We start from the raw sequence: 25,714 nt of genomic DNA, 5'->3' as shown, positions 1-25,714 counted from the left end.
CCGGTAAGCAGTGCGGTAGCTAGGGCGAACAACGATGGGACGCTGCGCCGGCCCCGAATCGGCGATGCGGGGCCGGCGCGACCAAGCGATCACGGCAGGTCGAATACCAGGACTTCGGCGCCCTCGCCCTGTTCCAGGACGATCTCGCTTTCACCCTCTACGGCCACCGCGTCGCCGGCGACCAGGGATTTGCCGTTGGCGGTCACTTTGCCGCGGGCCACGTGGATCCAGGCGCGCCGGCCGTCCGCCAGCGTCAGGGTCGCACGTTCGTCCCCATCGAACAATCCCGCATACAAACGCGCGTCCTGATGGATCAGGACCGAACCCTCCCGCGCATCCGGCGACGCCACCAGGCGCAGGCGGCCGCGCTTGTCGGCTTCCTCGAAGCGCTTTTCCTCGTAGCTGGGGTCGATCCCGGCCACGTTCGGTTCGATCCAGATCTGCAGCAGGTGCGTGCCGTGATCGGGCTGCGGGTTGAACTCCGAATGCAACACGCCGCGCCCGGCACTCATGCGCTGCACATCGCCCGGCCGGATGGTGGAACCGTTGCCCATGCTGTCCTTGTGCGCCACGGCGCCGTCCAGCACATAGGTAATGATCTCCATATCGCGATGGCCGTGGGTACCGAAGCCGCGCCCGGCGGCGATCTGGTCGTCATTGATCACCCGCAGGGGACCGAACCCCATATGACGCGGATCGTAGTAGCCGGCGAATGAGAACGTATGGTGGCTCTTGAGCCAACCGTGGTCGGCAAAACCGCGTTCTTCGCTGCGTCGCAGGGTAAGCATGGCTGGAACTCCTCGTGAACGTTGTCGATGAACGTCATTGTGGGCGTCCGGGCAGCACTTGCGGCTGAGCCGTTTTGAAGACATCATTCAATAAATTTGAACGATTTCTGCCGGTCCGTACCGCGCCATTCCCCTGCCAGCCAGGGCCTCGCCGCCGTCTCTGCGCGGCCTTTCTTCCAACGCTTTCCACCATGCCGCCTGACCTGCCCCCGCCCGGCCCCGACGCCCTGATCACCCCGGAACTGCTGCTGCTGGTGGACGCGATCGCCCGCCATGGCAGCTTCGCCAAGGCGGCGCGGGAAATGGGCCGCGTGCCGTCCGCCGTGACCTATGCCATTCGCGGCCTGGAAGACCGCCTCGACGTGCTGCTGTTCGACCGCAGCGGGCACCGCGCCGTCCTGACCCCGGCCGGCCAGGCCCTCCTGGACGATGGCCGCCTGTTGCTGAAGTCGCTGGAAGACCTGACGCGACGCGTGCGCCGCATCGCCACCGGCTGGGAACCCGAGCTGCGTATCGCCGTGAACGGCGTGCTGCCCTGGCCGCCCATCTACGACCTGATCGAGGAATTCCAGGCCCTGGGCAGCGCCACGAAGCTGCGCTTCACCAGCGAAGTGCTGGGCGGTACCTGGGACGCCCTGACCGGCGGACGCGCGGACTTGCTGATCGGCGGCGACGCCGCGCTCGCGCCGCCGGGCCGCTTCGCCACTCAGCCCCTGGGCGACCTGCATCTGCTGTTCTGCGTCGCGCCGCATCACCCGCTGGCCCAGGCCGGGCAGCCGCTGACGCCGGAGGACATCGGCGCGCACTGCGCGGTGGTTGTGGCCGACACATCGCGCGCCCTGCCGCCACTGACGCGCGGCCTGCTGGACACGCAGCAACGCGTCGTCATGCCGACCATGCAGGCAAAAATCCATGCGCAGATACGCGGCGTCGGTTGCGGCTACCTGCCGCACCTGCTCGCCGCCCCCTATCTGGACCAGGGACTGCTGGTGGAAAAGCCCACACGCGACGGCGGCATGCTGGAGCGCCTATCCTGTGCGTGGCGCGCGCCCGCCCGCGGCGAAGCCTTGAAGTGGTGGTTGAAGAAACTGGAGTCGCCGCGGCTGCGCGGCAGCCTGGTGGACGTGCCGGCGGCCTGACTATTCGTCTTCCATCCCCAGGTCGCGCAGCTTGCGTGTGATGGTGTTGCGGCCGATTCCCAGCCGCGAAGCCGCCTCGACCCGGCGCCCGCGACTGGCCTGCAGTGCCGTTTGCAGCAGGATCTTTTCGAACTGCCGTGTCAGCGTGGCCATGATCGCCGGCTCGCCGCGATCCAGGCGATGCTGCGCATCCCGCAAGAGGAATTCCTGCCAGTTCTGCTGGGAAGCATCGGCCACGGCCGCGGCGGCCGGCGCCGCCGTCGCGCCGCGCGCGGCAGTCTGCGGCAACGACGACTGCTGCTCCATCGCGCGGATTTCCGGCGGCAGGTCGGCGCGTTCGATGGTCTGGCCCGGGGCCATGACGGTCAGCCAGTGGCAGAAGTTCTCCAGCTGCCGCACGTTGCCGGGAAAATCGAAGCGTGTCAGCACGGCCAGGGCTTCCGGCGTCAGGCGCTTGGCCGACACCCCCAGCTGCCGCGCGCTCTGCGTCAGAAAATGCTGCGCCAGCGCGGGGATATCCTCCACCCGCTCGCGCAAAGGCGGCAGGCGCAGGCGAATAACGTTCAGGCGATGAAACAAGTCCTCGCGGAACAACCCCTGCTCCACGCGCTGCTCCAGCGGCTGGTGCGTCGCTGCGACGATGCGCACGTCCACCCGCACGGGCTGGGCACCGCCCACGCGATAGAACGTGCCCTCGGCCAGCACGCGCAACAGGCGCGTCTGCAGTTCGATCGGCATATCGCCGATCTCGTCCAGGAATAACGTGCCCCCATGGGCTTCCTCGAAGCGGCCGCGCCGCAGCGTATTGGCGCCCGTGAAGGCGCCGCGCTCATGGCCGAACAGTTCCGCTTCCAGCAGGTCGCGCGGGATCGCGGCGGCATTCAGCGCCACGAAGGGGCCCTTGGCCCGCGCGCCATGGCCGTGCAGCGCACGCGCCACCAATTCCTTGCCGGTGCCGGATTCCCCGGTGATCAGCACCGTTACCTTGGACTGCGCCAGGCGGCCGATGGCCCGGAAGATTTCCTGCATGGCCGGCGAGGCCGACTGCGTCATCATCCAGCGCTCGCCCTGCTCGTCCTGGCCCGCCATGGGACCGCCGTCCTGGCCGTCGGCCGACTCCTGCGCGGCGCGCTGGATCAGCGACACCGCCTCGTTGACGTCGAAAGGCTTGGCCAGGTAATCGAAGGCCCCGCCCTGGAACGCCGATACGGTACTGTCCAGGTCGGCGAACGCCGTCATCACGATGACCGGCAGCGCGGGGTGGCCTTCCTTGATCTGCCGCAGCAGGTCCAGCCCGCTGCCGCCGGGCATGCGGATATCCGATACGAGCGCCGCAGGCTCGTCCCCTTCCAGCGCGCTGAGCACGTCGTTGGCCTGCGAAAAGCTGCGGGTGTTTATACCCGCGCGCGCCAGGGCCTTTTCCAGTACCCAGCGTATCGCCTGGTCATCGTCTACGATCCAAACAGGTTTCATGCGTGTTCCATCGGCAGGACCAGGCGGAATTCCGTATGCCTGGGTCGGGATTCGAATTCGATGATGCCGCCGTGTTGCTGCACGAAGTCCTGGGCCAGGCTCAGTCCCAGGCCCGTGCCGCCGGGGCGCGCGGTGACGAGCGGATGGAAAATACGGTCGCGGATATGTTCCGGTACCCCGGGACCGTTGTCGATAATCGAAAGGACCGCGGCCAGCCGATGCTGCCGATGCGCCAGCATAACGCGCCGTGCCACGCGCGTGCGCAGCGTGATCTGGGGCGCCGGCGCATCGTCGCCCGCGGATTGGATGGACAGCTCCTGCGCGGCGTTGCGCGCTACGTTCAGCACGGCCTGCATCAGCCGCGCCGCGTCGCCCTGCAAATCGGGCATGGACGCGTCATAGTCGCGCACGATGGCCAGTCCGTCGCGGAACTCGGCCTGGATCAACGCGCTGACGCGTTCGCAGATTTCGTGGATATTCACGGGACGGGCGTGCAACGGCACGCGTTGCGGCCCGATAAGGCGGTCGACCAGCGCCTGCAGGCGGTCGGCCTCCGAAATAATCACCTGGGTATATTCCGCCAGCGACGGGTCGGGCAATTCGCCCTCCAGCAACTGGGCGGCGCCGCGCAGGCCGCCGAGGGGATTCTTGACTTCGTGCGCCAGGTTGCGCAGCAACTGCCGGTGGGTCTCGATCTCGTCGACCAGGCGGTGATTGCGATCGGCGGCCACGCGCAGCTCGATCTCGCGCGCCTCGATCAGCACGGGCCAGGCCTGCCCCATCAGGGCCACCGTGGTCACCACCACGCTGACGGAATCGCCACCGCGCCGCAGCGAGGTGACCTGGCGAACGTCGGCAACGTTGCCGGCCTTCGCCTGGTCGATCGAAGACTGCATGGCCTCGCGGTCGTCGAACAGGCCGGCGGCCTGCTGTCCGCCCAACTGGCGGCGCGAGCGGCCGAACATATCCTCGGCGGCCGCATTGGCATATTCGACGCACCCCTGCTCGTTCACCAGCAGTACCGATGTCGCAAGCAGTTCGAAGGCTTCTACATTCATCTTCATCACCCGGGGCGGCATACAGGCGGACCGGCGCCCCGGTCCGCCCCTGCGTGCACCGGGAAATCAGCCGGCAATCACAGGCTGTAGTACATGTCGAACTCGACAGGATGCGTCGTCATGCGCAGACGCTGCACTTCCTGCTCTTTCAGCGCCAGATAGCCGTCCAGCATATCGTCGGTGAAGACACCGCCGCGCGTCAGGAACTCGCGATCCTTGTCCAGCGCTTCCAGGGCCTGATCTAGCGACGAGCAGACGGTCGGGATCTTGGCATCCTCTTCCGGCGGCAGGTCGTACAGGTTCTTGTCGGCCGGATCGCCCGGGTGGATCTTGTTCTGCACGCCGTCCAGGCCGGCCATCATCAGGGCCGAGAAAGCCAGGTACGGGTTGGCCAGGGGATCCGGGAAGCGCGTTTCGATACGGCGGCCCTTGGGATTGCCGACGTAGGGAATGCGGATCGAGGCCGAACGGTTGCGGGCCGAGTAGGCCAGCTTGACCGGCGCTTCGAAGTGCGGAACCAGGCGCTTGTAGGAGTTCGTGCCGGGGTTGGTGATCGCGTTCAGCGCGCGGGCATGCTTGATGATGCCGCCGATGTAGTACAGCGCGAACTCCGACAGGCCGGCATAGCCGTTGCCGGCGAACAGGTTCTGGCCGTCCTTCCAGATCGACTGGTGCACGTGCATGCCGGAACCGTTGTCGCCGACGACGGGCTTGGGCATGAAGGTGGCAGTCTTGCCATAGGCATGGGCCACGTTATGCACGACGTACTTCAGGACCTGGTTCCAGTCGGCGCGCTGCACCAGCGTGCTGAACTTGGTACCGATTTCCAGCTGGCCGGGAGCCGCGACTTCATGGTGGTGCACTTCGACCGGCACGCCCTGCTGCTCCAGCAGCAGGCACATTTCCGAACGCATGTCCTGGAAGGAATCGACCGGGGGCACGGGGAAGTAGCCGCCCTTGACCAGCGGACGATGACCCAGGTTGCCGCCTTCGAATTCGGTGCCGGTGGACCACGGGGCCTCTTCCGACTTGATCTTGACGAAGGTGCCGGACATGTCGGTGTTCCACGTCACGCCGTCGAAAACGAAGAATTCGGGCTCGGGACCGAAGTAGGCGGTGTCGCCGATGCCGGAAGACTTCAGGTAGGCTTCGGCGCGCTTGGCCAGCGAGCGCGGATCGCGCGAATAGCCCTTCATGTCGGAGGGTTCGACGACGTCGCAGGTCAGGATCAGCGTCGTTTCTTCCATGAACGGATCGATGCGCGCGGTGGTGGCGTCCGGGATCAGCAGCATGTCGGACGCCTCGATACCCTTCCAGCCCGGGATCGAAGAACCGTCGAAAGCATGGCCGCTTTCGAACTTGTCCTCGTCAATCACGTGCGACGGCACCGAGACGTGATGCTCGCGGCCGGCGGTATCGGTAAAACGGAAGTCGACGAACTTGACTTCCGCGTCGGCAATCTGTTTCAGGACTTCTTTAGGGCTTGCCATGTCATCTCCGTTTGATAAAGGGTCGAGCGCTGCAACTCGACTGGCACTCAGCTAAAAAGCAACAACCATGCCATCTTTTACCCTGGGAATCCCGAGGGTGATCCGGCGTACCGCCGGGGCGATGGGTCAATATTGCACCAATATGGTGCCCATCATGGGGCATATAGGCGCCGATTTGGTGCATCAGTTCAAAAACAGTGCTTGAAGGTCGTTAAGGAACGCCCAACCATGAGGCGTTGCCTTCAGCCGCGTCGGGTCCGCATCCAGCAGGCCCTTGCGGACGGCCGCCTCCAGTTGGTGCGCGATCGCTGCCAGCGACAGGCCGGTGCGTTCGCCGAAATGGCTGGTGGGCACGCCCTCCTTCAGGCGCAGCACATTGAGCATGAACTCGAAGGGAAGCTCGTCCCTGCCGACCTCGCGCGTCTCGGCGATGTGCGAACCGTCGCGTGCCATCGCCGCCGCCATCCAGCGTTCCGGGTGGCGCGTGCGCGCCTCACGCAGGATACGGTCGTGGAACGACAGCTTGCCGTGCGCGCCCGGGCCGATGCCCAGGTAGTCGCCGAATTCCCAGTAGTTCAGGTTGTGGCGGCAGCGGGCGCCGGGGCGCGCATAGGCAGAGACCTCATAGCGCTCCAGGCCCGCCCCGGCCGCCAGGGCTTCCACGGCGTCCTGCATGGCGGCCGCCGTATCGTCGTCGGGCAGGTTGCCCGGCGGATACTTGGCGAAGACCGTATTCGGCTCCAGCGTCAGGTGGTACAGCGACAGATGTTCCGTGCCGTACGACAGCGCTTCCCGCACATCCGCTTCGCAATCCCGCGGCGATTGTCCCGGCAGCGCGAACATCAGGTCCAGGTTGATCCGGGACACGGCGGACTGCGCCATGTCGATGGCGCGCCGCGCCTGGTCGGCGTTGTGGATGCGCCCCAGCGCCCGCAGTTGCGCGTCATCGAAGCTCTGGACGCCCAGCGACAGCCGGTTCACGCCGCTGGCCGCATAGTCGCGGAAACGGCCGGACTCCGCGGTACCGGGGTTGGCCTCCATGGTGATTTCAGCGTCCGGCCACAGGTTCAGATAGGCCCGCAGCATGGCCAGCAATTCGTCCAGGCCGGCGGCCGACAACAGGCTGGGGGTGCCGCCGCCGATGAAGACGGAAATCACCTGGCGGCCCCAGATCCCCGGCAAGGCCTGTTCGAGATCGGCGCGCAAGGCGTCCAGATAGGCGCGTTCCGGGATTTCGCCCTCGGCCGCATGCGAATTGAAATCGCAATAGGGACATTTGCGCACGCACCAGGGCACGTGGACGTAGACGGACAAGGGCGGCAGGCTGGTCAGCCCGGACGCGCCGCGCGCGGCGGGCGCCGCGGCGGCCGGGCGGATGGGAATGGTAATGGGCATGCGGTGTTGCGCGTTCAGCGGGTGGCGCGGTGCAGCTTGGCCAGCAGTTCGCGCAGGGCCTGCGCGCGGTGGCTGATGGCATTTTTGTCGGCGGGAGCCAGTTCTGCGGCCGTCTTGCCCAGATCGGGCAGATAGAAATAAGGATCGTAGCCGAAACCGTGATCGCCGCGCGGCGTATCGGCGATTTCGCCAAGCCAGACGCCCTCGCCCAACAGCGGCCGGGGATCGTCCGCCGCCCGCACCAGCGCCAGGACGGCGATATAACAGGCGCGCCGGTCCGGCTGGCCTGCCAGTTCCCGCACGACCCGCGCGTTGTTGGCGGCGTCGGATTTCTCGCCGCCCTCCAGGCTGGCATAGCGCGCCGAATACACGCCGGGCGCGCCGCCCAGGACATCCACGCACAGGCCGGAATCGTCGGCCAGCGCGGGCAGACCGGTCAGCCGGCTGGCGTGGCGGGCTTTTTCCAGCGCATTCTCGATAAAGGTGCAGTGCGGCTCGGGCGATTCGGGCACGCCCAGTTGGCCTTGCGGGATCAGTTCGATGCCCAGCGGGGCGAACAGGGCGGAGAACTCACGCAGCTTGCCCGCGTTGCCGGAGGCGAGCACCACGCGGTCGAGGCCGGGAACGAAGTCGGAGGACATGGTATTTGTAACCAACGGTGCGATTCGAGAGCCAAACTGGTAGTGTATCGCCCGCGCGGCAAGACACAGATTGAAACGCCCGCGCAATATGGGCCGCTCACCATAAGCGCTCTTCACCCGGTGGCAAAGCATGCACGCGTCTGTACACCCCGCTATCCCGGCCGCCGGCTCCAGTGCGGTCCTGCCTCCTCCGGGCCTGCTGGACGAGATTCTGCGCTCCGGGCGACTGGTACCCTTGTTCCAGCCGGTGATCGACCTGGCGAACGGCCGTGTCTACGGCTACGAAAGCCTGATCCGCGGCCCCAGCGACACCGACCTGCACATGCCCGAGGCCCTGTTCGGGGAAGCCCGCCGCCACGGCGTACATCCGCTGGTCGAACACGCCAGCGCCACCAGCGGCCTGCGCGGCTTCCAGGACGCGGCGCCGGCCGGCAGCAGTCTTTTCCTGAACATGTCCGCTTCCGCCCTGCTGCATTTCTGGACACAGTGGGGCGATGCCATGCCGGCCCGCCTGCTGGCTGCCTGCACGATCGAGCCGGGCCGTGTCGTCATCGAACTGAGCGAGCATGACGCCCTCCATCCGGACGTGCGCACCCTGACCGCAATGCTGCGTACGCTGCGCGCGCACGGGGTACGGCTGGCGCTGGACGACTACGGGGTCGGCCATGCCAGCCTGCAGCTATGGTCGGAAGCCCAGCCGGACCTGGTCAAGATAGACCGCTATTTTTTCCACGGCATCGCGCAGGACGAGCGCCGCCAGAAACTGGTGCGCGCGGTCCTGTCGGTGGCGCAGTGCCTGGGCACGCCGACGGTGGCCGAGGGCGTGGAAACGGCCGAAGACCTGGCGATGGTGCGCGACCTGGGCATCCGCTACGCGCAGGGCTGGTTCCTGGGGTATCCCGCAACGCGCCTGAGCGGCGACGTTTCGCCCCAGGTGAGCCAGGTGTTGAGCGCGCGGTCGCCGTCGCGCGTCGCCACCCGGGCGCCGGGCGCGACGGCCGCCACGCTGCGCGTCCAGGCGCCGTCGGTATCCCCCAGCCGCCATACCAACGACGACGTGCATCGCCTTTTCGACGGGCACAAGGGCATGCATGCCGTTGCGGTGGTGGACGACGATAATCGCCCCTTGGGGATCATCAACCGGCGCGACTTCACGGAACACTACGCGCAGCGCTACACGCGCGAGCTGTTCGGACGCGATGCCTGCACGACGTTCATGAACGACCGGCCGGTCCTGGTCGACGTACATGCCTCCATCGACCAGCTTAGCCACGTGCTGGTATCCGACGACCAGCGCTACCTGGTCGACGGTTTCATCATCACGCGCGACGGCAACTACGACGGACTGGGCACCGGCGAGGCCCTGGTGCGCTCGGTCACCGAAATGCGCATCGAGGCCGCGCGCTACGCCAACCCGCTGACCTCTCTGCCGGGCAATATTCCGATCAGCCAGCATATCGGCAGCCTGCTGGACGGCGGCGTCGAGTTCGTCACCTGCTATTGCGACCTGAATCACTTCAAGCCCTTCAATGACGTCTACGGCTACTGGCGCGGCGACGACATGATCCAGCTGTGCGCCACGGTCATCCGCAACCATTGCGACCCGCAGCGGGATTTCGTCGGCCATGTGGGCGGCGACGATTTTGTCATCCTGTTCCGCAGTCCCGATTGGCGCGACCGTGCCGATCGCATCATCCGGGATTTCAACGAGGACGCGGTGGACCTGTACGACGACGACGGCCGCGCGCGCGGCGGCATCGCCGCCGAGGACCGCTACGGCGTCATGCGCTCGTTCCCGTTCGTCACGCTCAGTATCGGCGCGCTGCGCGTGGCGCCGCAGTCAGGCGTGCGCATCCGCCCCGAGGACATTGCGTCCGCCGCCGCCCGCGTCAAGCATCAGGTCAAGCACGGAAACGTTCCGCTCGTTGTCGAGCCCTACGTGGCGGACGGCGGCGGCTGAGTCGGCAGCCCGCCGCGCGGCCGGTGGCGCGCCGTCTTCGGCGCGGCCCAGGCGGAATACCGCCACCGTGCGGTTCAGACGTTCGGCACGGCCCTCCAGCGCCGCCACCGCGGCGGCCGTCTCTTCCGCCAGCGCGGCATTCTCCTGCGTGTTGCGATCCAGGCCCGACATGGCCTCGTGCATCGCGCCGATGCCTGCCGCCTGTTCGGCCGCGGCCTGGGATATCTCATTCACCAGCGCGGTGACACGGGCGACGGCCTCGCGCATGGCGCCGATGGTCTCGCCCGCCGAACCCACCTCGCGCACACCCGCGTCGACGTGATCCGCCGAGTCGGCGATCAGGGACTTGATCTCGCGCGCGGCGCTGGCGCTGCGCTGGGCCAGCGTGCGCACCTCGCCGGCGACCACCGCAAACCCGCGGCCCGCTTCGCCGGCACGCGCCGCCTCGACCGCTGCATTCAAGGCCAGCAGATTGGTCTGGAACGCGATGCCGTCGACCACGCCCACGATGTCGCCGATGCGGCGCGCGCTTTCGGCGATATCGCGCATGCGCCCGACCACGCGATCCACGGCCTGCGCGCCCTGCTCGGCCAGCGCCTCGACGCGATGCGCCTGGGCATGGGCCTGCTCGGCGTTTTCCGAGGTAGCGTTTACGGTCTGCGCCAGGGTGGACATGCCGGCCGCGGTTTCCTGCAGCATGCCGGCCTGCTCGGCTGTCCGTTCGGACAGCCGGACGCCGCCGGCGGCCAGGGCGCGCATATCGGCATGGATGTCGTCCACGGCGGCGCGCACCGTGCCGACGGCGTTGGACAAACCGGCCTGCATGCGGCTCATGGCCGAGAACAGGACACCGATCTCGTTGTCTCCGCGGCTATCGATGGGCCGCGTCAGATCGCCGTCGGCGATGCGGTCGAAGTGGCCGCCGGCATCGCGCAGCGGTTCCAGCAGCGAGCGCCGCAACACCAGGCGTATACCGATGGCCAGCAACAGCACGAAAACCGCCAGGCCTGCCGCGCTATACACGGCGGCATCCTGCATCCGCGCCACCTCGACGATGGCGGCTGCGCCCTGGGCACGCGTATAGCGCTGGAACGCGCCTTCCGCCTTGACGTAGGCCTCGGCGGCACCAGGCAGCACCTGGTCGTTCAAGCGATTCACTTCCACGCCGTTGAACCCCTGGATTGCCTTGCGCATCGGCGCCAGGCAATCGTCCACCAGCCTGGCATAGGCCTGCATCGCGGCGTCATAGAGAGGCTTGCCCTCGGAATTGGTATATGCCTGAGATTGCAGCCGTTCGACGCTTTTGCGCGCATCGCCCAGGAAACGATCGGCGATGGCCAGCATCCGGTCACGCTCGGGGATGCGGCCGCCTTCCATATAGGTTTTCGCGTCCACCAGCGCGGCACGTGCCTGGAACACCCCGCTGCTGACGTTGCCCAGTTCGCTGGCGCGCTCGATATTGTCGCGTCCCAGCTCTTCGACCCACGCGCGGTTCTCGCGCAACAGCGCGATGGCCGCCGCCCCTGCCACGACGAACAGCGTCACGAAGAGCGCCAGCACGATCGTCAACGCCCGATTCACAGTCAATTTGTTCCGCATCGCATCCCACCTACGTGCCCCTGGGGGCAAAACACATTTGGTAAGGATTATGTTGCGGTCAAATGGCAGTTTCTTGACATTGGGCGGGACCGGGGACGGCGCCCGCCGCGATCGTCATCCGGGTGTCATGCGATCCGCCTGCGCCTTGCCTGCGAGGCCGTGACGCCGGCAGCCGGCGGGCGGTGGCCCGCGTGGCGCGTCAAGCCATCGCCTGCTTCTGCGCCTGCACCAGCCCGCCGATGCCGCGCTCGGCCAAGCCCAGCATCGCGTCCAGTTCCGCGCGGCTGAACGCCACGCCCTCGGCGGTGCCCTGCACCTCCACGAAGCCGCCCGCGCCCGTCATGACCACATTCACGTCGGCATCGCAGCCGGAGTCTTCCTCGTAGTCCAGGTCCAGCACCGGACGTCCGCCGACCATGCCCACCGATACCGCGGCGACGTGATCGCGCAGCGGACTCGATTCCAGGTCGCCCCGCTTCATCAGCAAGGCAACGGCATCGGCCATCGCCACCCAGGCGCCGGTGATGCTGGCGCAGCGCGTGCCGCCATCGGCCTGCAGGACATCGCAATCGATATGCAGCGTGCGCTCGCCCAGCGCGGTCATGTCCATGACCGCCCGCAGGCTGCGGCCGATCAGGCGCTGGATTTCCTGCGTTCGTCCGGACTGCTTGCCGCGCGCCGCTTCGCGGTCGCCGCGCGTGTGCGTCGCGCGCGGCAGCATGCCGTATTCGGCCGTGACCCAGCCCTGCCCCTGGCCCTTCAGGAAAGGCGGTACCTTGTCCAGCACGCTGGCGGTACAGAGCACATGCGTATTGCCGGCCTTGATCAATACGGATCCTTCCGCGTAGCGCGTAAAGCCGCGCGTCAGCGAGAGCGGCCGCAGCTCGTCGGGCGCGCGGCCCGAATGGCGGACCGGGGTGGATGCGGATGAGGTCACGGATATCTCCAGTCGATGAGGTCGGCAGCGATTGTACGGGGCGGCCCGCCCGCCCTTCGGGTTATTCTGCGGGCATCGTTCGCCTCGCGACCGCCCCTTCAGGATGTATTGAACATGATACGAAGCATGACCGCCTTCGGCAGCGCCCGCGCCGACCTGGACCAAGGCTCGCTGTCGCTGGAATTTCGCAGCGTCAACAGCCGTTTCCTCGACCTGTATTTCCGCTTGCCAGACGATCTGCGGCACCTGGAATCGCCGCTGCGCGAGCTGCTCACGGCCAGCCTGGGCCGCGGCAAGGTCGAAGTCCGCGTCAACTACACCCGCAACGCGGCCGCGGACCTGGACCGCCTCGATACGCAATGGCTGCAACGCCTGGCCGAACAACTGCAGGCAGCCCGCCAGATCCTGCCGGAAACCGAATCGCCGCGGCTGGTGGAGCTGTTCAACTGGCCCGGCCAGCGCAATAACGATGCCCTCGATCCGCAGGCCTGGGGCGCCGCCGGCATGCAGGCCGCGCGCGACGCGCTGGTCCAGTTGCAGGACGCCCGTGCCCGCGAAGGCGAACGCCTGGCCGCGATGATGCGCGACTGTGCCGCCGGCATCGAGAAAATCGTCCAGGACGTCGAGCGCCACCTGCCGCAGTTGCTGGCCGATCATCGCGAAAAGCTGGCGGCCAAGCTGCGCGAAACGGTAGAGGCGGCCTTTCCAGGCGGCTTTGCCCACATCACCGGGCAGGAGCTGACGGAACGCCTGTCGCAGGAAGCCAATCTATTCGCCCTGCGCATCGACGTAGCCGAAGAACTATCGCGCCTGCGCTCGCATCTGGCCGAGCTCGTCCACATCCTGGCCGATGACAACGCCGACGCCGCCGGCAAATCCGCCAAACGCGCCGGTGGCGGCGGCAGCGCCGGCAAGCGTCTGGATTTCCTGTTCCAGGAAATGAACCGCGAGGCAAACACGCTGGGCTCCAAGGCCGGCAGCGTCGACGTTACGCGCGCGGCCATGGACTTGAAGCTGCTGATCGAGCAGATGCGGGAACAGGCGCAGAACATCGAATAGCGCGGTGCTCGGCCGGGGCGCGTACCCGGCATCATGGGCCCGCCGGAAAGAAGAGCCGAATGCGCGCTTCTCCGTTTTCCGTTACAGCACGCGCCCGAACCACCATAGCGAAATCAACCCCGCGCAAGCCGCCAGCAGCGCGCCGAGCGCCGCGAACAGCGCCGTGATTTCGACCAGGTCCTGCCTATCGAAGGCCAGCCGTGCCCTGAGCGTGCCGTAGACTTTCTTCAGCGCATCCGCGTCCTCGGCGCGAAAGTATTCGCCACCGGTGATATCGGCCACCTTCTTCAATACCGCTTCGTCCAGGCGCACGCGCGAAGACCAGCCGTCCACGGTAATGACAACGCCATCCGGCGTGCCGATGCCCACGGTGTAGATGCGCACGCCATATTCGGCGGCGACCTGAGCCGCCTGGATCGCCTCCGGGCCGGTATTGTTTTCGCCGTCCGACAGAAGCACGATGGCGCCGACATTGTCCGGCGCCGGCTTGGCACCATCGCCTTCGCGGGGCAGGGGCCGGAGGGCGGCGCCATTATCGGGTCCGCCACGGGCACCATTGCGGGAGGCTTCCGGCCGCTGCGCCGGCCTGGCGTTCTCTTCCCTGGCGCTGTCGTTCATGAAACCATCGACGTCGATGCCCGCTTTGGGCAGCAGCGTTACCAGCGCGATGATCAGGCCGTTGCCCAGCGCCGTGCCGCGCTGCGGTTGCAGCCGGTCCAGCGCGGCGACGACATCTTCCTTCCTGCGGCTCGGCGCCTGCGCCAGGGCAGCCGTACCCGCCACGGACACGACGCCCACGCTGACATCCGCCGGCTGTGCGTCGATCAGTATCCTGGCGGCCTGGCGCGCAGCCTGCATGCGGTTGGGCTTGATATCCTCCGCCCGCATGCTGCCCGAGGCATCCATGGCGAGAATAAGGGTTTGCAGGCGCGACGGCAGCATCAACGAGGCCTGCGGGCGCGCCACGGCAATCAACAGCGACGTGACGGCCAGCAGCGTCAGCGCCGCGGGAAAGTGGCGGCGCCAGGCCGCAGCTTTCCCCGTGGCAAAGCCGGTTGCCCTCAAGGCGGGATACGGGACGGCGGCGCGCGCCCGGCGCCTGCCATGCCATACGTACAGCAGCACCAGGATCGGCACCAACACCAGTAGCCACAACATCCGGGGCCAGAGGAAACTGATGGAGGGCAAATCGTTCATGGCGGCGCTCACGGCGAAATCAGGACAGGCCCCGCACGGCATTCGGGCGGCTTGCCCGTACCTCCGCGGCTACGCCCCTGCCCTCCATCCGTCCCGCTCGCGCGCGGTCCCACGCGGCGCCCGCCACATCCGCGGTTCCCGCGGTCGCGGGCCGGGCCACGCCTTTGGCCGCCCCGCCCGGCCGCCGGCGCTCTTGCGCAAAACGCAGCAGCACAAGGTCCAGACGGGCGTCGGTGACCAGGGACAGACAGCTCACACCGGCGTGCCCGAAGGCATCGCGCAGTCCGGCATCGCGCGCGGCGGCCGCCTCGGCGAAACGCTTCCTGAATGCGGCGTCGTGAGTATCGACCAGCATCTGCTCGCCGGTCTCCGCATCCTGCAGCACAAGCAGGCCGAGGTCAGGCAAGGCGGATTCCAGCGGATCGATGAGGCGCACCGCGACCACGTCATGGTGCCGCGCCAGATGGCCCAGCGACGTCTCCCAGCCCGGCGCGCTGATGAAATCCGACACGACGAAGACTGCGGACCGCCGGCTTATGCTCCCGCGCGCATGGTCCAGCAGGTCGCCAAGGCGCGTCTCGCCACGCGCGGCGGACGGCATCGCCTGCATGCGGTCGATCAGATGCAGCACGTGCCGCCGCCCCGACCGCGCCGGTACGACCACCGGACGCGCATCGGACTGACCGCTGTACAGCATGGCGCCGACCCGATTGCCATGCCGGGTCAGCAGGCGCGCCATGACCGCGGTGAAATCGGCCAGCAGCGCGCGCTTGCGCACATCGCCCGACCCGAAATCCACCGATCCGCTCAGGTCCAGCAGGAACCAAGCGGCGACTTCGCGGTCCTCCTGAAATTCACGCACATAGGGCGTCTGCACCCGCGCAGTCACGTTCCAATCGATGTAGCGCACGTCATCACCCGGCTTGTACTCGCGCAGATCGGCGAAGTCGATGCCGAAACCGCGAAAAAGCGTTCGATAGTCGCCCTGCAGCAAACCGTCCAAATGGCGAACGACCGTCCACTCCAGATGACGCATCAGCGCGTCCGCCCGGCGTTGCGCGCCGCCGGCGGACATGCCTGGCGGCGCATCGGCCGATGCGCCCTGGGCGGCCGTTCGCCCGCTAGGCCTGCGCCACCCGAACATGGGATTCCAGCGGGCGCTCGGGCGCCGGCAAGGCCTGCAGGATGCGGTCGATAAGCTGGTCGGCGCTTACGCCATCGGACAGCGCTTCGTAGGAAAGCACCAGGCGATGGCGCAGGATGTCCGGCACCAGGTCGATGACGTCTTCCGGCAGCGCATAATCGCGGCCACGCAGGAAAGCCAGGGCGCGCGCACCGTCGATCAGCCCTATGCTGGCGCGCGGACTCGCGCCGAAGGACACGTAGCGCGCCATATCGGCCAGGCCGCATCGGGCCGGCGACCGCGTCGCCGCCACCACGCGAACCGCGTACTGGATCAGGCCGGGATCCGTATAGACCTTGCGGCACTCATCCTGCAGCCGCGCCAACTGTGCCGGCATCGCCACGGGATTCACCATAATCGGCGGACCGGTGAACCGATTGACGATAACGACCTCTTCCTCTTCGGTCGGATAACCCACCAGCACCTTCATCATGAAGCGGTCGATCTGCGCTTCCGGCAAGGGATAGGTGCCTTCGGTCTCGATCGGATTCTGCGTGGCCATGACCAGGAACGGCGTCGGCACCGGATGGCTCTCGCCGGCAATCGTCACCTGCCTTTCCTGCATGACTTCGAGCAAGGCGCTTTGCACCTTGGCCGGTGCGCGATTGATCTCGTCGGCCAGCAGCAGGTTGGCGAACACCGGGCCCAGCACGGTGGAAAATTCGCCCGTCCGCTGGTTGTACATGCGCGTACCCACCAGGTCCGCCGGCAGCAGGTCGGGCGTGAACTGGATGCGCTTGAACGAGCCGCGCATGGTGCGCGCCAGCGTATTCACCGTCAGGGTCTTGGCCAGGCCAGGCACGCCTTCCACCAGCAAATGCCCGCGCGCGAGTATGGCCACCAGAACCCGCTCCAGGAAGTGGTCCTGCCCGACCACCACCCGCTTCACCTCGTACAGCAGGCGTTCCATCAGATTGGCGCTGTCCGCAGCGCTCATGGGTTGGTCGTTCATACGCCTCCACGTCTAGAAGGGGGAAATACCCACGGCGCTGCCGGCGCTTTCGATGGTCGTGGCAAAGCCGATGCCCAGAAAGGTTTTGCTGTTGGTGGGGTTGAGGATCGCGGTCACGATACCCACCACCTCGCCGTCCATATTCACCAGCGGTCCGCCGGAATTGCCGGGATTCGCGGCCGCGTCGAACTGGATCAGATGATCGAGATCCTGCTTGCTTTCAGGCGACACGAAGTCGCGGTTCAGGCCGGACACCACGCCGGCGGACACCGATGGCCCGATGCCGAAGGGAAAGCCCACGGCGACGACTTCGTCACCCGGCGCCAGGTTGCGGCTGGAACCCAGCGTAGCCGCCGGCAGGTCATCGGGCAGCGACGTGGCGCGGATGACGGCCAGGTCTTTTTCCGGTTGCACGCCGAGCACGGAGGCATCGGACTCGTGGCCATCGTAGAAGCGCACCTTCAAGCGGCGCGCACCCGCGATGACGTGATAGTTGGTCAGAATGACGCCCTTGTCGGTGACGACCACGCCCGAACCGATGTTGACGGCCTCGCCCTTCTCTGCCGGCGTTTCCTTGTCGCCGTCCGGCGGGTCGGCGGGCGTCTGCTTGCCCGCATCGGGTGGCACGGTCTTGCCGCCGTCCGGCACCGCGGCCTTGGGCTGGGCGGGCGCGGCCTGCCTTTGCGGATCCGGCTTGGGATCGCCCTGGCCGTCCGCCGCCGCGGGCTTTTCGTCCGCCCCGGGGTACCCGACGATTTCCACCACCGAGGCTCGCACCGCTTCGGCGGCTCGTGCGGTGCGCGACGGCAGTGACTTTGTTTGCAGCGTGTGCAGGACCGCGGCGTCGATATCCTTTTGCGTCAACACCCGCAACTTCGGCTGCATCAGCCAGGCGGTGCCCAAGCCCGCAACGAAAACCAGCGCGACCGCCGCCGCTACCCATCCGTAGATCGCAACCCTTTTCATCGTTGCCACCGGAATTCCGCCTCGTCGTGGAAGTACAGTACCATCGTCGCATCCACGCGCCAAGGAGAACTGTATGCGGTTTCTCTGGCCGGAATTGCTCTGGCTGCTGTTGGTGATGCCTTTGCTGGCGGCGGCTTATTTCTATGTGCTCGCGCGGCGCAAGAAAGCCGCGGTGATCTATCCCAGCCTGGTGCTCGCACGCACCGCAATAGGGCCCAGGCAGCGGCTGCGGCGACATGTCCCTCCTTTCCTTTTCTGGCTGGCGCTGGGCGCGGCCCTGCTGGCTTGCGCACGCCCCAGCGCCACCGTTACCTTGCCCGCCGATACGCTAACGGTAGTGCTGACCATGGATGTGTCGCGCAGCATGGAAGCCACCGATGTGCAGCCCACGCGCCTGGGCGCCGCGCAACAGGCGGCGCGCGATTTCATCAAGGATCTGCCGGCCAGCGTACGGTTGGGAATCGTCGCGTTCGCGGCTGCGGCCACGGTGGTGCAGCCGCCGACGGACAACCGCCAGGACATGCTCGACGCCATCGATCGCTTCGAACTGCAGCGCGCCACCGCGACCGGCAGCGGCCTGATTGTGGCGCTGGCCACCCTGTTTCCCGACGACCGGGCGGAGCTCGAATCCCTGCTGCTCAACGACCCGGCATCCCGCTTCGGCCCCTTCGCCCCTCCCGTGGACAGCACGGGCGCGGTCAATGACGCGCTCAAGCGCGAGCAGGATCGCCCTCCCCGCGAGCCCGGCTCATACCGCAACGGCGCGATCATCCTGCTAAGCGATGGGCGCCGCACCACCGGCCCGGACCCCATCGATATCGCGCGCATGGCGGCCAAGCGCGGCGTGCGCATCTACACCGTGGGCTTCGGCACCCAGCAGGGGGGGACGGTAGGCGGCGACGGCTGGTCGTATTTCATGCAATTGGATGAGACCACCCTGCGGGCCGTGGCCAAGATGACCGGAGGCGAATATTTCCAGGCAGGGTCGGCCGCGGACCTCAGCCAAGTATACAGGAACCTCAGCACGCGGTTTTCGCTGGAACGGCGCGAAACCGAAATCAGCGCATTGCTGGCCGCGGCCGCCGGGCTGCTGCTGGCCATCGCATGCGTGTTGTCCGTGCGCTGGTTCAGGCGGTGATCCACGCGCGCCGGTTCACGCGACGATCCGCCGCCAGGCTTAATCCAACCGGTAGCGCGCGTCCGGAACCGGCACGGGAGGCCAGGCATCGTCGCCCAGCGCCTCGCGCATCGCGCGTTCCACATGGACGGTCAAGGCATCGAGCGGCAGATCGTTGGCATCCTGTCCGAAAGGATCCTCCAGTTCCCCGCCGATGGTGTGCAGCCCCAGGAAGGCATACGCGATGAACACGGCGACGATGGGCGTGGCCCATCCTATGCTTTCCACCAGGCCGAAAGGCAACAGGACGCAGTAGAAGTACGTCGTCCGGTGCAGCAGAACTTCGTAGGGATACGGCACCGGCGTGCCCCGTATGCGTTCGCACGCGCCGGCGGCCTGCGTCAACTTGTCCAGATGCGCGAGCCCGGTGGCCAGCAGGACGTCGCTGAGGCCGCCATCCCGATGCCAGCGCACCATTTGGCGCTGCACGCGCAGCAGCAAATGATGCGGACGATAGGAAAGCCGCAGGATCTCGCCGGCCTGGGCGTCGCCCATCAGGGCGCGCAACGCCTCGGCCGGATCGGTACCGCGCAACTGATGCTTGAGGACATGTACGAAAGCCGTCAGCAGCGTAACCGCATGGCGCGCCTGCGGGTGCGCGTCGGACGGCGGCGAGGACGCCCCGGCGTGGCGCGGTACCGTCACGGCGAAGCGGACGAGATCGCGCGTGGTCGCGGTCAGCGCGCCCCACTGCTTGCGGCCTTCCCAGTACCGCTCGTAGCAGGCGTTGTTGCGGAAGCTGGCGAAGATGGCCAGCGCCACCCCGATCAAGGAAAACGGCACCGGGCTCAGGCAAAGGAAGAACGCGTCGCTGCGTCGATAACCCCAAACGGCTGCCAGCGACAACGCCACGATGATGGCAAGGGGCGCCAGGATGGTGTTCTGCACCGAGTTTTCCCAGGCGAACAGCATCCGGAACCAATGGGCTTTAGGTCGGACGATCATGGCCGGGGACCATACAGGCCGGCGGGCGGCTTTCCGCCGCGGCGTTCACATTTCTGCCGAATCTGATATGAAATAATATATCATTACATAAATAGACAAGCCGGCTGCTCAGCCATTCCAAAGCCGGCCATTCACACACGGGGAAAGAACCTTGCCGCAGGCAAACCGCGCCTTGGCCTCATTCGGACGGCGTCCGGCGATACGCGCCGCCACGCTGCTCTGGCTGTGGCTGGCCGTGCTGCTTGCCCCGGCGGGTGCGACATGGCACGCCATGTCGCACCTGGAATCCGCCGGCGCCGCGGAGCCGAAGGGCGACGGCCCCGACCGACATGGCGCGGCGGCGCATTGCCATGCCTGCGATGAATGGCAGTTCCTGGATCATGTCCTGCCCAATCCGGTGCAGGCAGACGCCGCGCCCTCGCCGGCAATCCCCGTTGCCACGCGACTTCCCGTCTCGCACCTTGCCGCCGGGCGGCCATGGATCCTGCCGCGCGCCCCGCCGCGCCGGCTGAACGCCAACACTTAGCGCCGAACGCACCATCGCGGCCATCCGGCCGCGCATCGTGTCGCGTATCGACCCGTACCGCGCCTCATCGAGGCCCGACACTTCCGCCGCTTTCCGCGGCGGCGGGATTCCTTTTGCCTTCGAAAAACCATGACGACCCTACCCATTCAGGAGCCGCGCGGCGCCGCACTGCGCCGTTTTCTCCCCACCCCGCTGGCCCTATCGTTGAGCGCCGCCCTGGCAATGGCCGCCGCACCGTCCGCGCGGTCGCAAGGCGCGTTCGAACCCGCCCCGACACCCGCGGTCACCTTGCCCACCGTCATCATCACCGGTAACCCGCTGGGTAGCAGCGAAGTGGCCGCGCCGACGACCGTGCTGGAAGGCACCGGCCTGGATCTGCGCCGTACCGATACGCTGGGCCAGACGCTGAACGGCCTGCCCGGAATCTCCACGACCACCTATGGCCCCATGGTGGGACGCCCCATTATTCGCGGCATGGACGGCGACCGCATCCGCATCATGAACAACGGCCTGGGCTCGATCGATGCCTCGTCGCTCTCGTTCGACCATGCCGTGCCGCTGGACCCCATGACGGCCGACCGTATCGAGATCGTGCGCGGTCCGGCGGCCCTGCTCTACGGCGGCAATGCCGTGGGCGGCGTGGTCAACGTCATCGACGGCCGCATCCCGACCCAGCCTGTCCAGGGCATACACGGTCAGGTCCAGGGCGACTGGGGCGGCGCGAACGACAGCCGGTCGGGTGCCGTCCAGATCGAAGGCGGCGACGGCAACTTCGCCATTCGGGCTGACGCCTTCGGCCGCAAAACCGATGAGCTGCGTATCCCCGGCTTTGCCCGCTCCGCGGCGCTGCGTGCCCAGGACGATCCGGACACCGACGAACCGCGCGGTCGCCTGCCCAATAGCGATGGCTCCGTGCATGGCGGCGGGCTGGGCCTGGCGTGGACGGGGGACAGCGGCTACGCCGGGCTTTCCTATAGCGGCTACGACTCCGACTATGGTTCGGTAGCGGAGGATACGGTGCGTTTGAAGATGCGCCAGGAACGCTTCGGCGCCACCGGCAGAATCGAAGACCTGGACGGCCCCTTCAAAAGCGTGCGCTTCGATTTCGCGTACACCGATTACCGACATCGCGAAGTGGACGACGGCGTCACCGGTACCACCTTCAAAAACCATGGCTACGAGGCGCGCGTCGAAGCCCAACATCGCGACCTGGGTCCGCTGCACGGCGCGCTGGGGATACAGGTCAGCCAGAGCCGGTTTTCCGCTTTGGGCGACGAAAGCCTCGTGCCGACTACGAATACCGATTCCTTCGCGCTATTCGACCTGGAGCAGTGGGACGTTACCGACCGCCTGAACCTTAGCGTCGGAGGACGGATGGAATACACAAGGCTTACACCTTCCGCGGGCGGTATCGAAAAATTCGATGCGGCCTCCCAGCGCGATTTCACCGCGGGCAGCCTGGCCCTGGGCGCCATTTACAAGCTCGACAGCGTATGGTCGCTGGCGGCGAACGGGTCATATACCGAACGCGCCCCGACCTTCTACGAGCTCTACGCCAACGGACCGCATGACGCGACCGGCCAATACCTGATCGGCGATCCCGCCCTGAACAAGGAACGCTCCTTCTCGGCCGACCTGGGTCTGCGCTTCAAGGAAGGACCGCATCATGGCAGCGTCGGCGTGTTCTACAGCCACTTCCGCAATTACATCACCGAGGTCAATACGGGGCTGTCCGTCGACGACGAGGGCAACGTGGTGCCGCAAGGCTCCGACGACGCGCTATCGCAGGCGATATACCGGGGCGTCCCCGCGGACTTCTTCGGATTCGAGGCGGAAAGCTCGTTCCGGGTGCTCGATCGGGGGGCGCACAAGCTGGACCTGCTGCTCTCGGGCGACTACACCAACGCCCGCAACAGCGACACCGGCGAGCCGCTGCCGCGCATTCCGCCGCTGCGCCTGGGCTTCGGTCTGGACTACGCCTACGGCGCCTGGGGCGCGGGCGTCTCGTTTACCAAGGCCTTCGCCCAGCATCGCCACCCCGACAATGACGACAGTACGGACGGGTACTACAAGTTGGATGCCGACCTTACCTATTCCTTCCGCGTCGACAAGACGCGATGGCAGGCCTATCTGCGAGGCACCAACCTGACCAACCAGGAGATCCGATATGCGACCTCGGTCCTGCGCGATATCGCGCCAGAGGGCGGCCGCGCGGTGATGGTGGGCTTGCGGGGAAGTTTCTGACCGGAAGCTCTGCTCCCCGGGGCGCGGCGCTTCGGCACCGCGCTTCGCGCATGGCGGATTTCCTGCTTTCCCGCTTTCCTGCTGTCTTCTTCGGCGAATTTTCACCCAAGTGACGGCAATAGCAGAAACGCGCTCATCGGCGCCATGAAAAGCCGCTGAAGGGCCTGGCCGACACCGGGCTGCCATCCAAATCCGGGACAAACCAGGGTTTACCCTTGGGTCGCCGAGATGTGCTTTGGGGCGACCTTCAAGCACCCAAACGGGATGTGACGAATTGCCCAGGATGGACGAGATAGCAGGATTTTCCCGACAAATGTAAGAAATATTTCCGTTATATAATCCGTCTCGCGAACTATTTCCGCATCCGCCGGCTTGAACGCAGTTGAAGCCACGCCATTCCACTCCGCATTCTGAAGTGAAGTTATGACGCCGCCGACGAGACGCTTTGCTTTTTCTCGATTCCTGCTACCGACCACCTTACTGACCATCGCCCTAGCCACCCTGCCCGGCACTGCCGGCGCGATGATTTCGTCAGACGCTTTCGGCTCGCTCAAGGGCCTTTCCCCAACCGACCTGCCTACCGTTCCCTCGCTGCGCGACCGCGTGGTTGCCGCTGGGCTGGACGCGCTGGGCACCCGCTATCGCTGGGGCGGCGACGATCCCGAGACCGGCTTCGATTGCAGCGGCCTGGTCAGCTTCATCTACCGGGAAGTGGCCGGGATGGAGCTGCCGCGCCGGGCCCGCGATCAGCGAGCCGAGGGCCGCGCCGTGAAAGCGGCCCAGCTGCAACCCGGCGACTTGGTTTTCTTCGGTACCCACCGGCGTAACCAGACCTCGCATGTAGGCATCTATATCGGCAACAACGAATTCGTCCACGCGCCCACGCGCGGGGAAACGGTACGTATCGATACCCTGGACAGCGCCTATTGGGCCAAGCGCTTCACAGGCGCGCGCCGCTATATCGGGCCCAAGGGCGGCGCGGCCGTCGTCGCCTCGAACACGCGCTGACGCCCACGCGTAGCGGCCCCGCCGGCGCGCCGGCCTACCACGGGCCCGATCCGAACCCCCGCGGGGCCGTCCGCGGCAAGTCAGGACCGCCGGCGGCGCTCAGCCCCGTCCCAGGAAAGGCATCTTGGTGGCCATGATGGTCATGAATTGCACGTTGGCATCCAGCGGCAAGGCCACCATCGAAGCCACGGCCTGCGCCACGTGCGCGACGTCCATGCGGGGTTCGGGACGAACGGTATGGTCCGGCTGGAGGACGCCCGCGACCATGCGGTCGGTCATCGGGGTAGCCGCATTGCCGATGTCGATCTGCCCGCAGGCGATGTCGTACTGGCGGCAATCCAGCGAGATCGACTTGGTCATGCCGGTCACGGCGTGCTTGGTCGAGGTGTACGCGATCGAGTAAGGCCGCGGCGCATGCGCGGAAATCGAGCCATTGTTGACGATGCGCCCGCCACGCGGCTGCTGGTCTTTCATGATCCGGATCGCCGCCTGCGCGCACAGGAACATACCGGTCAGGTTGGTATCGACGACGCTGCGCCAGGTTTCCACCGGCAATTCCTCGATCGGCACGGCCGGCGCGCCGCGTCCCGCATTATTGAACAGCACATCCAGCCGCCCGAAAACACGCTTTGTCTCGTCGAACAGATGGCGAACCGACTCCTCGCTGCAGACGTCCGTGGGCACCGCCAGGGCAGCCTGAGCATCGGCGCCGGCTGCGGCGCGGGTTTCCTCCAGCGCCTCGGACCTGCGTCCGGCCAGGGCCACGCGATAGCCTTCCGCCAGCAGTTGCAGGGCGACCGCGCGGCCGATTCCGCTTCCCGCCCCCGTCACCACCGCCACCTTGCCCTCGCCCCGCCTGCCGTTCTGATTCATGCTCGTCTCCTGTCGGAAGCCATATGAAAATACCGGGCATCCTACCCCATGGCCCCCGCCTGCGACGATTTGTTATCCTTCACGTCTCGCCCGTACTCCCGGTTGCCGTTGCGCTGCGCGCGCCGGCGGACGGCGGGTAGCCCGCACGTTTCCTTGACAGTCGATCGCCATGCCCGCATCCGCCGGAATCCCCGCCACGCCCGGAAATGTCTTTATGGTCGTTGCGCCCAGCGGCGCCGGCAAATCCAGCCTGGTCCGGGCGCTGCTACAGCGCGACGCCGTGATCCGCCTGTCCGTGTCCTGCACGACTCGCCCGCCGCGACCGGGTGAGCTGGACGGGCGCGAATACCGCTTCGTCAGCGTCGCGGATTTCGAACGCATGCGCGACGATAACGCCTTGCTGGAATGGGCCGAAGTGCACGGAAATTACTACGGCACCCCGGTTGACGGCATTGTTCAGGCAACCCGGGGCGGGCACGACGTACTGCTGGAAATCGATTGGCAGGGCGCGCGGCAGGTCCGGCAACGCTTTCCCGGCGCGATCGGCATTTTCATTCTGCCGCCGTCCATCGACGAATTGGAAAGCCGCCTGAAGGCGCGCGGGCAGGATTCCGACTCCGTCATCGCGCGTCGGCTGCTGGCTGCCGGCGGCGAAATCGCCCACGCGCCCGAATGCGAATATGTTATTATTAATCAAGAATTTAGCACCGCGTTGACGGAACTTACCCAGATCGTCAATGCGGCAAGGTTGCGTTTCTCTTCTCAAGCAGTCCGCCACGCCCAGTTGTTTTCGCAACTGGGTATCTCGGCGCCCCACTGAGCTCCAGGGCGCAGCTTCGCTTCCCTTTCATCAGTTTGTCGTATCTCAGGTGACCCACTATGGCCCGCATTACCGTTGAAGATTGTCTGACCCACATTCCGAATCGTTTCACGCTGACCCTGGCCGCCACCTATCGCGCCCGCGAACTGGCGCAGGGCCATGCCCCGCGGCTGGACAGCAAGGACAAACCCACGGTGACCGCGCTGCGCGAAATCGCCTCTGGGCTGACCGGCTCCGAAATGCTGCGTAAAGTACCGACCTGATCGCGGTCGGAAGGTGGCGCG

23 protein-coding genes are annotated in these 25,714 nt (G+C 66.6%); 9 read left to right on the top strand and 14 right to left on the bottom strand.

Annotated features, from left to right (window positions below; translation table 11 throughout):
* Positions 1–89: 89 nt before the first annotated feature.
* Positions 90–788, bottom strand: a complete 699-nt coding sequence (locus ACO1P8_RS16095; protein ID WP_486296889.1) for a pirin family protein — start codon at positions 786–788, stop codon at positions 90–92.
* 191 nt (positions 789–979) lie between these two features.
* On the opposite strand from ACO1P8_RS16095, the gene ACO1P8_RS16090 reads away from it, so the two are divergent.
* A complete protein-coding gene (locus ACO1P8_RS16090; protein ID WP_486296888.1) occupies positions 980–1,927 on the top strand; it encodes a LysR family transcriptional regulator in 948 nt (315 codons plus the stop codon).
* On the opposite strand, the gene ntrC is transcribed toward ACO1P8_RS16090, so the two are convergent.
* From ntrC to rdgB, 5 genes are all read right to left on the bottom strand, one after another.
* Positions 1,928–3,400 carry a nitrogen regulation protein NR(I) gene (gene ntrC / locus ACO1P8_RS16085; RefSeq protein ID WP_486296887.1) on the bottom strand — a complete coding sequence of 491 codons (1,473 nt, stop codon included), beginning with the start codon at positions 3,398–3,400 and terminating at the stop codon, positions 1,928–1,930.
* Positions 3,397–4,458: a nitrogen regulation protein NR(II) gene (gene glnL / locus ACO1P8_RS16080; protein ID WP_486296886.1), complete on the bottom strand. Its 1,062-nt coding sequence runs from the start codon at positions 4,456–4,458 to the stop codon at positions 3,397–3,399. Before glnL ends, ntrC begins: the two co-directional genes overlap by 4 nt.
* Before the next feature lie 77 nt (positions 4,459–4,535).
* The gene (gene glnA, locus ACO1P8_RS16075) at positions 4,536–5,948 is read right to left on the bottom strand and encodes a type I glutamate--ammonia ligase (protein WP_415827768.1); all 1,413 of its coding nucleotides are present in this window, start codon (positions 5,946–5,948) and stop codon (positions 4,536–4,538) included.
* A 183-nt stretch (positions 5,949–6,131) separates the two neighbouring features.
* On the bottom strand, positions 6,132–7,343 hold the full coding sequence (gene hemW, locus ACO1P8_RS16070) for a radical SAM family heme chaperone HemW (protein WP_486296885.1): 1,212 nt from the start codon (positions 7,341–7,343) through the stop codon (positions 6,132–6,134).
* A gap of 14 nt (positions 7,344–7,357) precedes the next feature.
* Positions 7,358–7,984 (bottom strand): RdgB/HAM1 family non-canonical purine NTP pyrophosphatase, encoded by a 627-nt coding sequence (rdgB, locus tag ACO1P8_RS16065; protein WP_486296884.1) that lies wholly within the window; start codon positions 7,982–7,984, stop codon positions 7,358–7,360.
* A gap of 130 nt (positions 7,985–8,114) precedes the next feature.
* Between rdgB and ACO1P8_RS16060 the strand changes: the two genes are divergently transcribed.
* Positions 8,115–9,944: an EAL domain-containing protein gene (locus ACO1P8_RS16060; RefSeq protein WP_486296883.1), complete on the top strand. Its 1,830-nt coding sequence runs from the start codon at positions 8,115–8,117 to the stop codon at positions 9,942–9,944.
* On the opposite strand, the gene ACO1P8_RS16055 is transcribed toward ACO1P8_RS16060, so the two are convergent.
* Both ACO1P8_RS16055 and rph read right to left on the bottom strand, forming a co-directional pair.
* Positions 9,825–11,543 (bottom strand): methyl-accepting chemotaxis protein, encoded by a 1,719-nt coding sequence (locus tag ACO1P8_RS16055; RefSeq protein WP_486296882.1) that lies wholly within the window; start codon positions 11,541–11,543, stop codon positions 9,825–9,827. The two genes, ACO1P8_RS16060 and ACO1P8_RS16055, sit on opposite strands and share 120 nt — an antisense overlap.
* Before the next feature lie 199 nt (positions 11,544–11,742).
* Positions 11,743–12,480 (bottom strand): ribonuclease PH, encoded by a 738-nt coding sequence (gene rph, locus ACO1P8_RS16050; RefSeq protein WP_486296881.1) that lies wholly within the window; start codon positions 12,478–12,480, stop codon positions 11,743–11,745.
* Between the two features lie 114 nt (positions 12,481–12,594).
* On the opposite strand from rph, the gene ACO1P8_RS16045 reads away from it, so the two are divergent.
* Entirely contained in the window at positions 12,595–13,539 is a 945-nt protein-coding gene (locus ACO1P8_RS16045; protein WP_486296880.1) for a YicC/YloC family endoribonuclease, read from the top strand.
* Positions 13,540–13,620: 81 nt separating this feature from the next.
* Here ACO1P8_RS16045 and ACO1P8_RS16040 read toward each other — a convergent pair whose 3' ends face one another.
* From ACO1P8_RS16040 to ACO1P8_RS16025, 4 genes are read right to left on the bottom strand one after another with little or no spacing between them, the layout of a single operon-like run.
* Positions 13,621–14,748 carry a VWA domain-containing protein gene (locus tag ACO1P8_RS16040; protein WP_486296879.1) on the bottom strand — a complete coding sequence of 376 codons (1,128 nt, stop codon included), beginning with the start codon at positions 14,746–14,748 and terminating at the stop codon, positions 13,621–13,623.
* Positions 14,749–14,755: 7 nt separating this feature from the next.
* Positions 14,756–15,880, bottom strand: a complete 1,125-nt coding sequence (locus ACO1P8_RS16035) for a DUF58 domain-containing protein (protein ID WP_486296878.1) — start codon at positions 15,878–15,880, stop codon at positions 14,756–14,758.
* Entirely contained in the window at positions 15,858–16,871 is a 1,014-nt protein-coding gene (locus ACO1P8_RS16030; protein ID WP_486296877.1) for an AAA family ATPase, read from the bottom strand. Before ACO1P8_RS16030 ends, ACO1P8_RS16035 begins: the two co-directional genes overlap by 23 nt.
* A gap of 12 nt (positions 16,872–16,883) precedes the next feature.
* On the bottom strand, positions 16,884–17,837 hold the full coding sequence (locus ACO1P8_RS16025) for a S1C family serine protease (RefSeq protein ID WP_486296876.1): 954 nt from the start codon (positions 17,835–17,837) through the stop codon (positions 16,884–16,886).
* 73 nt (positions 17,838–17,910) lie between these two features.
* Here ACO1P8_RS16025 and ACO1P8_RS16020 point away from each other — a divergent pair, with 73 nt between their 5' ends.
* Positions 17,911–18,975 (top strand): VWA domain-containing protein, encoded by a 1,065-nt coding sequence (locus ACO1P8_RS16020; protein WP_486296875.1) that lies wholly within the window; start codon positions 17,911–17,913, stop codon positions 18,973–18,975.
* Positions 18,976–19,014: 39 nt separating this feature from the next.
* On the opposite strand, the gene ACO1P8_RS16015 is transcribed toward ACO1P8_RS16020, so the two are convergent.
* Positions 19,015–19,959: a bestrophin family protein gene (locus ACO1P8_RS16015; protein ID WP_486296874.1), complete on the bottom strand. Its 945-nt coding sequence runs from the start codon at positions 19,957–19,959 to the stop codon at positions 19,015–19,017.
* A gap of 172 nt (positions 19,960–20,131) precedes the next feature.
* Here ACO1P8_RS16015 and ACO1P8_RS16010 point away from each other — a divergent pair, with 172 nt between their 5' ends.
* From ACO1P8_RS16010 to ACO1P8_RS16000, 3 genes are all read left to right on the top strand, one after another.
* Positions 20,132–20,485, top strand: coding sequence for a hypothetical protein (locus tag ACO1P8_RS16010; protein ID WP_486296873.1), 354 nt, complete (start codon positions 20,132–20,134; stop codon positions 20,483–20,485).
* A 129-nt stretch (positions 20,486–20,614) separates the two neighbouring features.
* On the top strand, positions 20,615–22,729 hold the full coding sequence (locus ACO1P8_RS16005) for a TonB-dependent receptor (RefSeq protein WP_486296872.1): 2,115 nt from the start codon (positions 20,615–20,617) through the stop codon (positions 22,727–22,729).
* A gap of 423 nt (positions 22,730–23,152) precedes the next feature.
* Positions 23,153–23,737: a C40 family peptidase gene (locus ACO1P8_RS16000; RefSeq protein WP_486296871.1), complete on the top strand. Its 585-nt coding sequence runs from the start codon at positions 23,153–23,155 to the stop codon at positions 23,735–23,737.
* 99 nt (positions 23,738–23,836) lie between these two features.
* Here the strand turns inward: ACO1P8_RS16000 and ACO1P8_RS15995 are convergent, their stop codons facing one another.
* A complete protein-coding gene (locus tag ACO1P8_RS15995) occupies positions 23,837–24,610 on the bottom strand; it encodes an SDR family oxidoreductase (RefSeq protein ID WP_486296870.1) in 774 nt (257 codons plus the stop codon).
* A gap of 169 nt (positions 24,611–24,779) precedes the next feature.
* Between ACO1P8_RS15995 and gmk the strand changes: the two genes are divergently transcribed.
* Both gmk and rpoZ read left to right on the top strand, forming a co-directional pair.
* Entirely contained in the window at positions 24,780–25,430 is a 651-nt protein-coding gene (gene gmk, locus ACO1P8_RS15990; RefSeq protein WP_486296869.1) for a guanylate kinase, read from the top strand.
* A 59-nt stretch (positions 25,431–25,489) separates the two neighbouring features.
* Complete coding sequence (rpoZ, locus tag ACO1P8_RS15985) at positions 25,490–25,693, top strand: DNA-directed RNA polymerase subunit omega (RefSeq protein ID WP_094842373.1); 204 nt, start codon at positions 25,490–25,492, stop codon at positions 25,691–25,693.
* The last annotated feature ends 21 nt before the right edge of the window (positions 25,694–25,714 follow it).

The organism is Bordetella sp., from assembly GCF_057362025.1.
This window is presented reverse-complemented; position numbering and strand designations above follow the sequence as displayed.

Bases quoted from the DNA above. Each gene is read 5' to 3' on its own strand.
- ACO1P8_RS16000 (WP_486296871.1), top strand. From the start codon at position 23,153: ATGACGCCGCCGACGAGACGCTTTGCTTTTTCTCGATTCCTGCTACCG.
- glnL (WP_486296886.1), bottom strand. From the start codon at position 4,458: ATGAATGTAGAAGCCTTCGAACTGCTTGCGACATCGGTACTGCTGGTG.
- ACO1P8_RS16030 (WP_486296877.1), bottom strand. From the start codon at position 16,871: ATGAACGACCAACCCATGAGCGCTGCGGACAGCGCCAATCTGATGGAA.
- gmk (WP_486296869.1), top strand. From the start codon at position 24,780: ATGCCCGCATCCGCCGGAATCCCCGCCACGCCCGGAAATGTCTTTATG.
- rdgB (WP_486296884.1), bottom strand. From the start codon at position 7,984: ATGTCCTCCGACTTCGTTCCCGGCCTCGACCGCGTGGTGCTCGCCTCC.
- ACO1P8_RS16055 (WP_486296882.1), bottom strand. From the start codon at position 11,543: ATGCGGAACAAATTGACTGTGAATCGGGCGTTGACGATCGTGCTGGCG.
- ACO1P8_RS16005 (WP_486296872.1), top strand. From the start codon at position 20,615: ATGACGACCCTACCCATTCAGGAGCCGCGCGGCGCCGCACTGCGCCGT.
- glnA (WP_415827768.1), bottom strand. From the start codon at position 5,948: ATGGCAAGCCCTAAAGAAGTCCTGAAACAGATTGCCGACGCGGAAGTC.
- ACO1P8_RS16020 (WP_486296875.1), top strand. From the start codon at position 17,911: ATGCGGTTTCTCTGGCCGGAATTGCTCTGGCTGCTGTTGGTGATGCCT.
- ntrC (WP_486296887.1), bottom strand. From the start codon at position 3,400: ATGAAACCTGTTTGGATCGTAGACGATGACCAGGCGATACGCTGGGTA.
- ACO1P8_RS16045 (WP_486296880.1), top strand. From the start codon at position 12,595: ATGATACGAAGCATGACCGCCTTCGGCAGCGCCCGCGCCGACCTGGAC.
- ACO1P8_RS16060 (WP_486296883.1), top strand. From the start codon at position 8,115: ATGCACGCGTCTGTACACCCCGCTATCCCGGCCGCCGGCTCCAGTGCG.
- ACO1P8_RS16095 (WP_486296889.1), bottom strand. From the start codon at position 788: ATGCTTACCCTGCGACGCAGCGAAGAACGCGGTTTTGCCGACCACGGT.
- ACO1P8_RS16015 (WP_486296874.1), bottom strand. From the start codon at position 19,959: ATGATCGTCCGACCTAAAGCCCATTGGTTCCGGATGCTGTTCGCCTGG.
- ACO1P8_RS16025 (WP_486296876.1), bottom strand. From the start codon at position 17,837: ATGAAAAGGGTTGCGATCTACGGATGGGTAGCGGCGGCGGTCGCGCTG.
- ACO1P8_RS16090 (WP_486296888.1), top strand. From the start codon at position 980: ATGCCGCCTGACCTGCCCCCGCCCGGCCCCGACGCCCTGATCACCCCG.
- ACO1P8_RS15995 (WP_486296870.1), bottom strand. From the start codon at position 24,610: ATGAATCAGAACGGCAGGCGGGGCGAGGGCAAGGTGGCGGTGGTGACG.
- rpoZ (WP_094842373.1), top strand. From the start codon at position 25,490: ATGGCCCGCATTACCGTTGAAGATTGTCTGACCCACATTCCGAATCGT.
- ACO1P8_RS16035 (WP_486296878.1), bottom strand. From the start codon at position 15,880: ATGTTCGGGTGGCGCAGGCCTAGCGGGCGAACGGCCGCCCAGGGCGCA.
- hemW (WP_486296885.1), bottom strand. From the start codon at position 7,343: ATGCCCATTACCATTCCCATCCGCCCGGCCGCCGCGGCGCCCGCCGCG.